Genomic DNA, 13,759 nt, shown 5'->3' with positions numbered 1-13,759 from the left:
GCTTATTCTGGAACACGCTGCTCCACAACCTCCTTCTACAACGAGGCTTGCAGCTTTATTTTTATCATTAAAAAGTGATATTATATTCTCTAAAACCGCTTTAACTCTCTAATTAATGAATATTTTTAATCAGAAAGCTGACAACAATCACAAAAAAACATATAAAAACTTAAGTTTCTATATGTTTTTTCAGCTCCCGGAGAAGCTTTATCATTTCGAAAACCGGATCTTACTGATGTTCGATAATCGCTTTTAGTAACAGATTAACCTCATCTACATTTTTCACTCTTTCCTTTCTCATCATGAGCTGATTACCTTCTTTTCCTGATTTTTCTTTAAGCTGAGCTTCAGCGGGGTTTCGGGTTAAATAATTAATGATATGTCTGAATCTGTCTGTCTGGTAAAATTTATCCTGAGGATTACCCGGGAAATATCCTAAAAACACACCGTTTTTCATCACAATCTTTTCAAAGCCTATATCTGCTGCCAGCCATTTTAACGCAACACTTTTCAAAAGGTTTACCGCTTCTTTTGGAAGAGCTCCAAAACGGTCTATTAATTCAAGTTCAAATTTATGGAGATCCTGTTCATTGGTTATTTCCGCAATTTTCTGATACAATAACAGCCTTTCTTCCGTATTGGAAATATAAGAATCTGGCAGCATAAGTTCAAGATCTGTGTCGATATTGACATCCTTTACAGACTTGAACAGCTTCTGTCTGTCCTCTTCATTTTCAAACAGGTTTTCAAAGTCTGCATCGTCTTTAAGTTCTTCAAGAGCTTCCTGCATTAATTTCTGATAGGTCTCAAATCCCATCTCATTGATGAATCCGCTCTGTTCCGCACCCAATAAATCTCCGGCTCCACGAATTTCAAGATCCTTCATAGCAATCTGAAAACCACTTCCCAGATCAGAAAACTGTTCAATAGCTTCCAGACGTTTTCGGGCATCAGAAGTGATCATATCGTAAGGTGGTGTAATCAGATAACAAAATGCTTTTCTGTTACTTCGTCCCACCCTTCCTCTCATCTGATGAAGATCTGCCATTCCGAATCTTTGCGCATCATTAATAAAAATAGTATTGGCATTCGGAACATCCACTCCACTTTCCACAATTGTTGTAGAAACCAGCACATCGTATTTCCCTTCCATAAAGTCCAAGACATTTTTTTCCAGCTGCTTACCTTCCATCTGTCCATGTCCGGTAATAACTCTGGCATCGGGAACCAATCGCTGGATAAGCCCTGCAATATCTTTAAGGTTTTCAATCCTGTTATTGATGAAATAGACTTGTCCGTCTCTCTGAAGCTCATAGGAAACAGCATCACGAAGAGTTTCTTCATTAAATCCGATCAACTGAGTATCAACTGGCTGCCTGTTCGGCGGAGGGGTTTTAATGACCGACAAATCTCTGGCTGCCATTAAAGAAAACTGCAATGTTCTTGGAATAGGAGTAGCGGTCAAAGTAAGGGTATCAACATTACTTTTCAATGTTTTCAGCTTATCTTTTACCGAAACACCAAACTTATGTTCTTCATCAATGATCAGTAATCCTAAGTCTTTGAATTTCACTGAAGCGCTTACCAATTGATGAGTTCCTATAATAATATCTACTTTTCCATTTTTTAAAGCATCTAAAGTCTCCGATTTCTGTTTCGCAGTTCTGAAACGGTTGACATAGCCAACATTTACAGGAAAATCCTTCAGTCTCTCTTTAAAACTTCTATAATGCTGAAATGCCAAAATAGTTGTGGGCACCAATATAGCGACCTGTTTTCCATCTGTGGCCGCTTTGAATGCTGCACGAATGGCCACTTCAGTTTTTCCAAAACCTACATCACCACATACCAGCCTGTCCATAACCGTATCAGCCTCCATATCTTTCTTCACATCAAATGTTGCTTTTTCCTGATCCGGAGTGTCTTCATAGATAAAACTTGCTTCCAGCTCATTCTGCAGGTAAGAATCCGGAGTATAAGCAAAACCTTTAGCCGTTTTTCTTTGGGCGTATAATTGTATAAGGTCAAAAGCAATCTGTTTTACTTTTGCCTTTGTTTTCTGTTTTAAAGATTTCCAGGCAGGAGAACCCAGCTTACTCAGAACCACTTCCTTTCCGTCAGGACCATTAAATTTTGAAATCTTATGGAGTGAGTGAATGCTGACATACAGAAGATCTCCGTTTTTATAAGTCAGCTTAAAACATTCCTGAATCTTACCGTCATTGTTCACCTTTACCAACCCCATAAACTTCCCGATTCCATGATCGATATGAGCGATATAATCACCAATCTTTAAAGACATCAGGTCCTTCAGAGTAAGCTGTTCAGACTTGGCAAATGTATTTTTGGCCTTATATCTCTGGTAACGGTCAAAAATCTGGTGATCTGTATACACCAGAAGCTTATGTCCATTATCTACAAATCCTTCATGAAGTTCAGATTTAAAGCTTTTAAATGGAAGTTCATGCTCCAGTTCTTCAAAAATAGATTCCAGTCTTTCCTTTTGTTTTTCTGTTGAAAAAGATATCCATGTATCAAAACCTTCGCTTTGTTTTTCTTCAAGATCTTCAATCAACAATTCAAAATTTTTATGGAAGGACGGCTGCGGGAGCTGTTCTATTTTAATTTCGGAAATATCCTTCAGCCCTTCTATGGTTATGCCACCAAAATCAACAGTTTTAAATTTTTTATAATCAAAAAGAAACTCCTGATCTGAAATGAAAAGCTCCTGAGGAGCCCTATGGGCAATATCCTTATTTAAAGTATCATATTTCTCTAATGCCTTCTCGTAGAATGTTTTAATCTTCTGCATCCCCACCATCCCATTTCTGGAAACAATAAAACTGTCCTTTGGTAAGAGCTGTAATAATGACACTCTACTTCCTGTTACAGAAAAATTCATATTGGAAACCAACTGAAGTTCTTTTACTTTATCCAGAGAAAGCTGGGTTTCTATATCAAAGGTTTTAATACTCTCTACTTCATTTCCAAAGAAGGTGATCCTGTAGGGCTTTTCATAAGAATAAGAAAACACATCTACAATTCCCCCTCTCACAGAAAACTCTCCAGGCTCCGAAACAAAGTCAGTCTGTTGAAAATGATAATGATTAAGCAGCTCATCAATAAAATCAAAATCCAGCTGATCTCCTACTTTTATGTGATGTGAAATTGCTTTAAAATCTTCTTTCTTTAATACCTTTTCAGATAAGGCTCCTGCGTAAGCTACAATTACTTTTGAAGACCTTCCTGAGTTGAGTTTATTTAAAACTTCCGTTCTCAATACCAAATTGGCATTTTGCGTTTTCTCCACCTGATAAGGCTCAAGATGGGTGGCCGGAAAATACAGCACCTTTTCTTTTCCCAAAAGATCTTCCATTTCTGCATTCGCATACAAAGCATCTTCTTTATCATCTACCAGATAAAGAATACTTTTCTTTTGAACCAAAAAAAGTTCTGCAACAAAAACAGACACCGAAGATCCAGCACTCCCTTTCACGGCAATATGCTGGTCATTTTCTAACTGGATAAAGATTTCTTTCCCAAATTCCTTTTGTAAAAGATCGGGAAGAAACTTTTCATTGACGGATTTTAACTGCATAAATAGTAGTAATATAAAACGACAAAAGCGATTTCGGGAGTTTTCCGAAACCGTTTTGAGCTATACAAAGATAAGAATAAATTTTTCTTCAATATAAAAACCAATAGATGTTCTAATTTAAAATGAGGCTATTAGGCTTTATAAATCTTAATTTTTACTAATTTATTTAATTACCCGTTAAAAAAAATCAAAAAAATTCCCGTGGCATAATGTTTGGAATTTTACCTTATAACCCAACACTAAAGAATAATATTATGAAAAAAGCAATTAAAATTTTAGGAGTTTTTATGCTGTTTGTTTTTACAGCATTATCGTTTTCGTCGTGTAGCAGTGATGATGATCCTACGAACAACGACTTCTTCGCAGGAACCTATAAAGGGAAGATCTCTTATAACGACGGAGGGTCTACCAACATCAGTACTGATAATGGAAGTGTATTTGTAACCAAGATCGCCAGCGGCACAAAGTATAATTTCTCTTTTTCAAGTGGCATTCCCGACCTCAACGGAATCGAGTTTGAACAGAAAGGAGATCACACCCTTGTCATGATTGGCTCTACAGGAACATCATATATAAGAATTGACAACAATGAATTAAAGATTCTATACCTTAAAGATGGTAAGACCTGGACCGCTAATTGTACCCGATAAACATTTCATACTATAAATTATATTACAAAAACCTGTTTTCAATGAAAACAGGTTTTATTATGGAGTCAGAACTGTTTTAATTTTTTTTTAAGCTGTAATAAACTTTAGTTAAGTTTAAAAAACTAAAAATTTTCAGCCCGCTTTTTGCATACCTTTAAGTAACAAAAACAAACAGTATTTCTATGAAAAAATTATTCTCAGCAATGTCACTGATCCTAGGACTAGGACTTGCTACTGCCCAGCAGACAGCTCCCGCTACAAGTACCACAGCTCACCAAACGGTAAAAACAGTAAAAGCGACTAAACCTGTTGAAGTAAAAGCTGCAAAACCCGCTGAAATAAAAACAGCAAAACCTGCTGAAGTAAAACCAGCTCAACCTGCTGCCAAAATGAAAAAAGACGGGACTCCGGATAAAAGATACAAAGACAATAAGCATCTAAAAAAAGACGGAACTCCGGACAAAAGATATAAAGTAAACAAATAAGCACAACATTAACATATATAGTTGTTATTTTCATAATCAAATTTCGAAATGCCGATGAACAAGTTTTATCGGCTTTTTTATGTCATGCTTTGTAAAAATTGTTCCAGATTCTCTACTTAATTTATAAATTTGAAGCATGTTAAACTTCTTCAAGAAAAATGCAGCGCTTATTTGGGCAAAAAAACATGTTCAAAAAGCAGGGGAATTCAAAAAAAATGCGGAGAAAAATCAGGAAGATCTATTACTTTCTCTTACACATACTGCTCAAAAAACACTTTTTGGACGGGAGCATGACTTTGAAAACATTCATTCTGTAAAAGATTTTCAGGATAGAGTCCCTCTTGCGGATTATGAAGACCTAAAACCTTATATTGAAAGAGTAAAAAAGGGACAAGCCAATATACTCTGGACAGACACTCCGGAATATTTTGCAAAAACTTCCGGAACAACTTCCGGATCTAAATACATTCCTATTTCTAAAGAAGGGATGCCATTCCAGATTGCTGGAGCCCAGAGTGCGCTTTTCCATTATATTGCTCAAAAAAATAATGCGGACTTCGTTAACGGAAAAATGATCTTTCTACAGGGAAGTCCCGAGCTGGAAGAAGTCTTTGGCATAAAGACAGGGAGATTATCCGGTATTGTAGCTCATCATATTCCAAGCTATCTTCAAAAGAACCGCCTACCCAGCTGGGAAACCAATATTATGGAAGACTGGGAAGCCAAAGTAGATCAAATCATCAAAGAAACCGAGCGTGAAAACATGACTCTGATCTCAGGAATTCCGCCATGGTTGATTATGTATTTTGAAAAATTGACCGAAAAGCATGGGAAAAAGATTAAACAACTATTTCCTAACCTTCAGCTTATTGTTACCGGAGGAGTCAATTATGAGCCTTACCGTGATAAAATGGAAGACCTCCTGGGAGGTAAAGTAGATATTATCCAAACCTTTCCGGCTTCCGAAGGCTTTTTTGCTTTCCAGGATGATTATACCAAAGAAGGATTGTTACTGCTGACCAATCATGGAATTTTCTATGAATTTATTCCTCTTGAAGAATATGGCAAACCTCATGCACGAAGGCTCACATTACAGGAAGTTGAACTTCATAAGGATTATGCCCTGATCCTAACTACCAATTCCGGTCTATGGGCATATTCTATTGGTGATGTTGTAAGATTTATTGATAAAAACCCTTACAGAGTTCTGGTAAGCGGAAGGACCAAACATTTTACTTCTGCTTTTGGTGAACATGTGATTGCTTTTGAAGTGGAAGAAGCCATGAAAGCCACATTAGAAAAGTTCCCTGCACAGATTACAGAATTTCATCTTGCCCCACAGGTCAATCCTGAAGAGGGTCTTCCCTACCATGAGTGGCTTATTGAATTTGAAAAAGCTCCTGAAGATCTGGAATTATTCAGAAATGAACTTGACCATCAGCTAAGAAATAGAAACAGCTATTATGATGATCTGATTTCAGGGAATATCTTACAAAAGCTATTTATTACAAGGCTCAGAAAAAATGCATTCCATGAATATGCTAAATCTCAGGGAAAATTAGGAGGACAAAACAAAACTCCAAGATTGGCAAATGACAGAAATATTGCAGATTCATTAGAAATTTACAAACTTTAAAGATATTTTTTCAATTCCAAAAACGTATATTCGAAAAAAATTATAAATTTGAAAAACTAAAAGAAAATAATGAAAGCATCTGTACTGTTAAAATCGTCTTTATTAACCTCTTTATTTGTCATTTCATCTTGTGCTACCACAAAATACAGCGAAGATATTTCCAAAAACAACTACTCTAATCTTCAGGCAGGAAAAATGTACGTTGTTCAAATGAGAGATGGCTCTCCAAAACAAAAAATCCTGTTCAGAAATATTGTGGGTGAAAATCTGGTAGGGACAGCCGGCAAAAAAGACAGTACAGAAGTAATTATTCCTAAAGCTAAGGTAGCTGCCGTAAAGGACAGATCAAAAGCAAGAATTGCTACCGGAGCAACGATCATAGGAGCAGCCGGAGTTGCTGCCATAGTACTTAGTGCAACAAGAGCCGACTAAAATAGATTTTATCTTTCAAGATATATTTAATTTATCTTTTAAAAATCAACATATGAATAGCCTTAAATAAATTTTTAGGGCTATTTTTGTCCATGATTTCCTTTACTCCATTACAAACCTTAAAAAATATCGAATTCAGAAATCTCCTTACAGGACGATTTTTCATTGTTTTAGCATTTAGAATGCTTGCCACCTTATTAGGTTGGTGGGTGTACCAGCTGACTAAAGATCCATTTTCAATAGGCCTTATTGGGTTGTCAGAGGTTATTCCTGCGGTGAGCTGTGCCTTGTATGCCGGCCATGTCATCGACATGAATGAAAAAAAGCGTCTTCTTCTGATTTGCAATTATGCTTATATTTTCCTGATAGGTCTTCTTCTTATTCCTGCGTTTCTTAATGTAGAAATGCACTTCACAGGCCATCAGATCACCTATTTCATTTATGGTGTCATATTCTTTACAGGGATAGCAAGGGCTTTTATTGGCCCTATCGTTCCTTCTATGATTCCTAGAATTGTAAAAAAAGAAAACCTTCCGAATGCCGTTACTTTGAATCAGGCAACATTCCTGATCTCTTCTGTCTGTGGCCATGCTATAGGAGGTGTTCTTATCGGGTATGTAGGAGTAAAGTGGACATTAGTCGTTATTTTATCTTTAATTTTCATTGCTTCCTTATTTTTCTGGCAACTGAACAAACAATATTCTGAAAATAAAAAGGACTCAGTAAATGTGGTAGAAAGTATGCGTGAGGGAATTTCTTATATTTTTAAAACTAAAGAAATTTTAGGGGCCTTATGTCTTGATATGTTTGCGGTACTTTTCGGCGGTGCTGTTGCTATGATTCCCGTATTTGCTACAGATATTCTGGATTCGGGAGCGGAAGGTTTTGGATTACTGAATGCAGCTTCGGATATAGGTTCCATGTGTATCATTACTATTTTGGCTCTTGTTCCTTTACGAAAAAACCAGGGGAAAATTCTTCTGGTAGCTGTTACAGGATTTGGGCTCTGTATTATTGGGTTCGGATTATCCAAACTTTATTGGATATCATTTATGTTTCTAGTGATGAGTGGAATGCTGGATGGAATTTCTGTAGTGATCAGGGGAACCATTGTCCAGCTAAAAACCCCGGATCATATTCGTGGGCGTGTTTTAAGTGTCAATTCAATATTCATTATGTCCAGTAACGAAATGGGACAATTTGAAAGTGGGGTAATGGCCAAAGCTTTAGGAGTAGTACGCTCTGTAGTATTTGGAGGAACCATGACCGTTTTGATTGCCCTTCTTGTAGGAAGCACTAATCCCAAACTAAGAAAAATGCAATACTAGTTTATCTTCTTCCAAAAAAATAATAATCCGAGACAAAACTCATCTAATTTCTTATTCTCTTGTAAATAACTTTGTGTTTTTATTAGTAAGATTTTCTTTAAACTAATGAATATACGCAAATAAATACATTTATTTTATCAACAACATAAACATTTAGCTAAAATACTAATTATTAAATAACAAATAAGTATTTTAGCTTTGTTAGAATATAATAATTGAATGTATGATTTATAAAATATTGACTGTTGTTTTAATTGGGCCATTAATCAATATAGCCTCTGCAGAAATACATCCTTTCCCTTCAAAATCTGAAAATATTGAAAGATTTTCTTCAAATGTATTATCTATAAATTGAACAGGTAGGGATATCTTAAAATTAAGATAAAATATAATCGCCTTATAATTAAAAAAATAAAAGCAAGGAAATCTGGGACATGGTAAAGAACAGAAAACATTCTGTTTTATGATTCCAAAAGTATTTTACCCAATACAAGACTGATGAACACCACCAAAACGACAACAAATGAAAAAAATATTATTTTTTTTAATTTTCAGTATATCACAAGCATTGTACTCACAATCGGATTGCATTACAGCGATCCCAATATGTGGGAACTCTAATATTTCCTATACCCCATCCGGCCCCGGAAATATTCTGGAAATCCTCAACCAAAACGGAGGCTGTTTAAGCACTAATGAAAGGTTTACAGTATGGTATACCTTTAGTGTATCCACTTCAGGCACCCTTGCATTTACAATCGTACCTAATGTTCAGACAGATGATTATGATTTTGCAGTCTATGGGCCTACCAATGGAGGATGTGCTGCTCTGCAGACTCCCGATCATATTTTTGTACAACCCTTAAGATGTAATTATTCAGGTACAAGTGGAGATACGGGACTCGACCTGACTCTAAATCCACCTGCTGTATTCCCTGTCAATCCTCCAGGTCAAACATCCAGTATGAATAATGGCAAATGGAGCCCTTATATCAATGCGCTAAGTGGAGAAACATACTATCTGGTTATTGATAATTTCAGCAGGTCTACCAATGGTTTCTCATTGAACTGGACGGGTACTGCAAGCTTAGAATCTGCATTTAACAATCCTACTTTATCCCCCAACCCATTTGTCACTCCGGGAATTCCTGCTGCAGATCCTACAGAACCAAGTACGGTTATGGTATGTGGACTTCCTACTCAATTTAATTTCCTTACTCTGAGTGCAGGAATTATCAACGGGAATAGCAGCAACTTTCAGGTAACCTACCACAATAATACCAATGATGCTCTTACGGGTGTCAATCCTCTGACAACAGCAACTGTAAATGCAACGACCACCTATTATTACAGAATTGTTTACCGTGATCCATCCAATCCGGACAATCCAATGAACGGTTGCTTTATCAATGGAAAATTCAAATTTGTAAATGCAAGCATTACGGCTAATAATGTCACCTTACTTTCATGTAACAACAATGGGGCAGGTTCTGCAAAGTATGATCTTACCACAGCCAATGTATTTGGTGGTGCAGGAGCAGTGATTAAATACTACCCTACTCTTGACGATTTGAATGCCGGAACCAATGAAATTACAAGTCCTACCAACTATATTTCTCCGGAAACAACAGTGTACGCAAAAGTAACTTCCGTATTCGGGTGTACTGCTACTGCTACCATCAGGCTGCAGTTTCATCCGACAGTAGTATTGAAAGATGCTCAAATGGAAAATTGTTATATCCCTGATAATGTATCTTCTTCTACTTTTGACCTTACTCATGCAGATATTGGTGTTCCCAATCCACTCCCTGCAGGAAATGTTTTAAAGTATTACAAAACAATGAATGATGCCTTAAGTCAGTCTAATCCAATTGCTATTCCTGATGCTTATCTTTCAACAAGTATAATCGTCTATGCAAGGGTTAACAATGCTCAGCAATGTTTTGCCATTGCAAAAATTACATTAATGGTTCTTCCACCGGTAAAATCTACCGTTCTGAAAGACAAAGTGATCTGTGCTGAAGCAACAACAACACTGGATGCAGGACCTGGATTTGACGGTTATGAATGGAGTACCGGAGAAACAACACAAGTCATTAACAATGTAGGAATAGGAACATATTGGGTAAAATTGAAAACAGGAAAATGTATCACTCCTCAGGAAGTCCATGTACGCCCTAGCCTACAGCCAGTGATTTCGAATCTTGAAATAAGCAATAACACCATCAAGGTTACTGCTACAGGTGGAGTTCCTCCTTACCAGTTTTCTATTGACGGAATAAACTGGCAGGAGTCCAATTTACTCACAGGCCTGCCAAGAGGCGAGAACGCGGTGTATGTAAAAGATTCTTTCAACTGTACTCCGGTTCAGGTGACTGTTACGGTTCCTAACCTTATCAATGCAATTACTCCTAACGGAGATAACGTCAATGATGTTATTGATTATTCAGCTTTAGCGTACAAGAAAAATCTGGTATTCATCGTCTATGACCGATACGGAAACAAGCTTCATGAAGCTAACAAAATCAGAAACTTTACATGGGACGGAACTGCCTTCGGCAAAAAAATAGCTACCGGAACCTACTGGTATACTATCTCATGGAACGAAAACGATAAAAATAATACTGAAACCAAATATTCAGGATGGGTATTGGTGAAAAATATAGAATAATTTTTATTGACAACCTTATCAAAGTCACCCCGGTCCGGGGTGATTTCTTCAGATTTTCCCTAAAATTCCTATGATGATCGGTACTATTGAATACTTTTTTTATCCTTACTCCAATCAGATATAAAAATATAAATGCGGATCTTATCTTTACCAGCTAAAATATATTCATACGAGGTTTCGTTTCATCTCAAAAACAACAAATACAATATTACATACCAAATTCCGTTTTCTTTAAATATATCTCAAAATCTTTAATTTAACATTATTTATTTTCTATATTTGCTGATAAAATATCCCCTTATGAATAAACCTTTACTAATTTTATGCTTTTTAATAGCAAGTTTTGGAGCACGGGGCCATACTGCTGTAGATAAAACCCCACAAAACACTGATTTACAAACCGATAAAACAATATCTTTTGACCGGTCTTTAATTTCAATCCTCCATTTAGAAAATGCGTTATATCAACTGAATTCAAGCAGGACAACATAGAAATAAACAGACCTCAAAACTCAATTCCCTCCAAGCACTCAGATGAACAATTGACCACTTCCGACATACAACCGGTTGGGGAAAAAAGCTAATTTAAACCTAAACAATAGATAAGGATTGAAAATTTTAAACTGATCAAAATGAAAAAATATCTACTGATTCTAATATTATTTATTACTCAGGCCGTCTCAGCACAACAGGATTGTATCACAGCACTTTCTGTTTGCGGAAACTCTGACATATCCTACATTCCTGATGGACCGGGAATCCAGGAATTACCTGAATCAAACTGCGGTACTTATCAAGAAAGATATTCTGTATGGTATAAGTTTACCGTAGCTACTGCAGGAACTTTAACTTTTGCGATCACACCGGCTACCAGTTCTGATTATGACTGGTATGTATGGGGACCTAATATAACATGTGCCAACAAAGGAAATACAATCAGATGTTCAACACCAGGTGGAACTGGAGCTACAGGTCTGAATATGACCTCAACTGATCCTTATGATTACTTTGGGCAGCCAGGTTCCAATGCTGATGGCTGGGCAAAATATATGGATGTTTTACCAGGAGAAACTTACTATCTACTCGTAAACAACTATAGCTTTAACATCACGGGATTCTCTTTAACATGGGGAGGCACTGCGTCTTTGGCTTCTCCATTCAACGATCCGGCACTTACGCCATTCCCATTCATCACACCTGGAGTTCCTAATGCCAACCCAACTGATCCAAATGAAGTAGTTATCTGTACCGATCCGGCTGTTTTTGACTTTAGTACTTTAACTGCTGGTATTGTTAATGGTAATGCTAACTTTTTTGTGACTTACCACACCAGTCAAAATGACGCCCTTGCAGGAAACAACCCAATTTTAACACCTCAAACTGTAAATACAACAACTGTTTATTACTACAGTATTCACTATGAAGATCCTACCGATCCGAATAACCCGATAAATTCATGTAGGCAAATTGGTAAGTTTAAATTCAAGCAGGGAAATATTACTGCTACCGATGCCACACTAACCATGTGTAACAATAATGGTGTAGGTACCGCAACTTTTGACCTTACCACAGCCAATGTCTTTGATGACCCGGCAGGTACAGCGATAAAAAAATATTATCCTACCATGGCTGACCTTAATGCAGGAACCAACGAAATTACAAACCCTTATGCTTATTTATCTTCAACGAATGTAGTATTTGTATCGGTAACTACTCCTCAGGGATGTTCGGACGTAGCACAAATCAATCTTAATCTTTATGCTGTCGTTGTTGTAAATGACGCCGAGCTTAGAACATGTTTTATTGAAACAAATCCTTCTACAGGGTCATTCAACCTTAACAATGCATTAGTAACCAATCAGCCAGGTGCTATAAAAAAATATTTCCCATCATTCACTGATGCCATAGATCAGACAAATGAAATATTAAACTTTACAGACTATATTGCTCCCAATGGTGTAATCTATGTAAGAGTATCTGACAACCGAGGCTGCTATTCTATTGCCAAAGTTACTCTAACAGTACTTCCTCCTGTAAAATCTGATATTTTAGCAGACAAGATCATCTGTATGGAAGATACAACAACGTTAGATGCGGGACCTGGATTTAAAAGCTATGAATGGAGCACAGGAGCAACTACTCAGTCCATTTCTAATGTAGGAGTAGGTACTTACTGGGTAAAACTGAAAACCGGAGACTGTATTGCTTTACAAACTGTAAAAGTATATCCATCGGAACAGCCGGTAGTAGCGAGTATTGATATTTCAAACAGTACTGTAAGCATCAATGTTATAGGAGGAACTCCTGCTTACAAATATTCTATGGATAATATCAACTGGCAGGAATCCAATACATTCACCAATATCTCAAGAGGAAATCACAAAGTATATGTAAAAGATGCTTATGACTGTGATCCCATTGAAATTTCTGTGGTTGTTCCTAATCTTATTAATGTTATTACTCCAAATGGAGATGGGGTAAATGATGTAGTAGATTATTCTGCAATGGCGGATAAACAGAATCTTATATTGAATATCTTCGATAGATACGGAACTAAAATCCATCAGGGAGACAAATCTAACGGATACAAATGGGATGGAACTATTGCCGGTAAAAAAATTCCAACAGGAACATACTGGTATTCTGTAACCTGGAGTGAAAATGATAAAAAGAATACTCCTTTCAAATTCACAGGATGGATTATGGTAAAAAACAGAGAATAATACACTGATTACTTAGTGATTAACCCAACAAACATATTTCAAACTCAGGATAGGGATTCTATTCTGAGTTTGTTTTTTTATTCCCATAAATATTGGATCAACAACAATATTATTTTTTTACGCAACAAACCATCACTTTCTTTAAATATATCTCAAAATCTTTAATTTAACGTTAATAATTTTTTATATTTGCTACACAAAATATCCGCTTATGAATAAACTTTTACTATTTTTAT

Annotated in this window: 8 protein-coding genes; 7 read left to right on the top strand and 1 reads right to left on the bottom strand. The window is 36.4% G+C overall.

Annotation, left to right across the window (positions count from 1 at the left end; translation table 11 throughout):
• Positions 1-229: 229 nt before the first annotated feature.
• On the bottom strand, positions 230-3,598 hold the full coding sequence (gene mfd, locus B8967_RS13905) for a transcription-repair coupling factor (RefSeq protein ID WP_047484877.1): 3,369 nt from the start codon (positions 3,596-3,598) through the stop codon (positions 230-232).
• A 254-nt stretch (positions 3,599-3,852) separates the two neighbouring features.
• On the opposite strand from mfd, the gene B8967_RS13900 reads away from it, so the two are divergent.
• The 7 genes from B8967_RS13900 (at position 3,853) to B8967_RS13870 (ending at position 13,523) form a co-directional block, all read left to right on the top strand.
• Positions 3,853-4,248, top strand: a complete 396-nt coding sequence (locus tag B8967_RS13900) for a hypothetical protein (protein ID WP_047484875.1) — start codon at positions 3,853-3,855, stop codon at positions 4,246-4,248.
• Between the two features lie 182 nt (positions 4,249-4,430).
• Positions 4,431-4,733, top strand: a complete 303-nt coding sequence (locus tag B8967_RS13895; protein ID WP_047484873.1) for a hypothetical protein — start codon at positions 4,431-4,433, stop codon at positions 4,731-4,733.
• A gap of 136 nt (positions 4,734-4,869) precedes the next feature.
• Positions 4,870-6,369, top strand: a complete 1,500-nt coding sequence (locus tag B8967_RS13890; protein ID WP_084086494.1) for a GH3 auxin-responsive promoter family protein — start codon at positions 4,870-4,872, stop codon at positions 6,367-6,369.
• A gap of 69 nt (positions 6,370-6,438) precedes the next feature.
• The gene (locus tag B8967_RS13885) at positions 6,439-6,801 is read left to right on the top strand and encodes a hypothetical protein (protein ID WP_084086493.1); all 363 of its coding nucleotides are present in this window, start codon (positions 6,439-6,441) and stop codon (positions 6,799-6,801) included.
• A gap of 92 nt (positions 6,802-6,893) precedes the next feature.
• Positions 6,894-8,129, top strand: a complete 1,236-nt coding sequence (locus tag B8967_RS13880) for an MFS transporter (RefSeq protein ID WP_084086492.1) — start codon at positions 6,894-6,896, stop codon at positions 8,127-8,129.
• A 523-nt stretch (positions 8,130-8,652) separates the two neighbouring features.
• Entirely contained in the window at positions 8,653-10,800 is a 2,148-nt protein-coding gene (locus tag B8967_RS13875; RefSeq protein ID WP_084086491.1) for a T9SS type B sorting domain-containing protein, read from the top strand.
• A gap of 632 nt (positions 10,801-11,432) precedes the next feature.
• Positions 11,433-13,523: a T9SS type B sorting domain-containing protein gene (locus B8967_RS13870; protein ID WP_047484863.1), complete on the top strand. Its 2,091-nt coding sequence runs from the start codon at positions 11,433-11,435 to the stop codon at positions 13,521-13,523.
• The last annotated feature ends 236 nt before the right edge of the window (positions 13,524-13,759 follow it).

Origin of the sequence: Chryseobacterium sp. YR221 (assembly GCF_900176315.1) — a bacterium.
Classification (GTDB): Bacteria; Bacteroidota; Bacteroidia; order Flavobacteriales; family Weeksellaceae; genus Chryseobacterium; species Chryseobacterium rhizosphaerae.
This window is presented reverse-complemented; position numbering and strand designations above follow the sequence as displayed.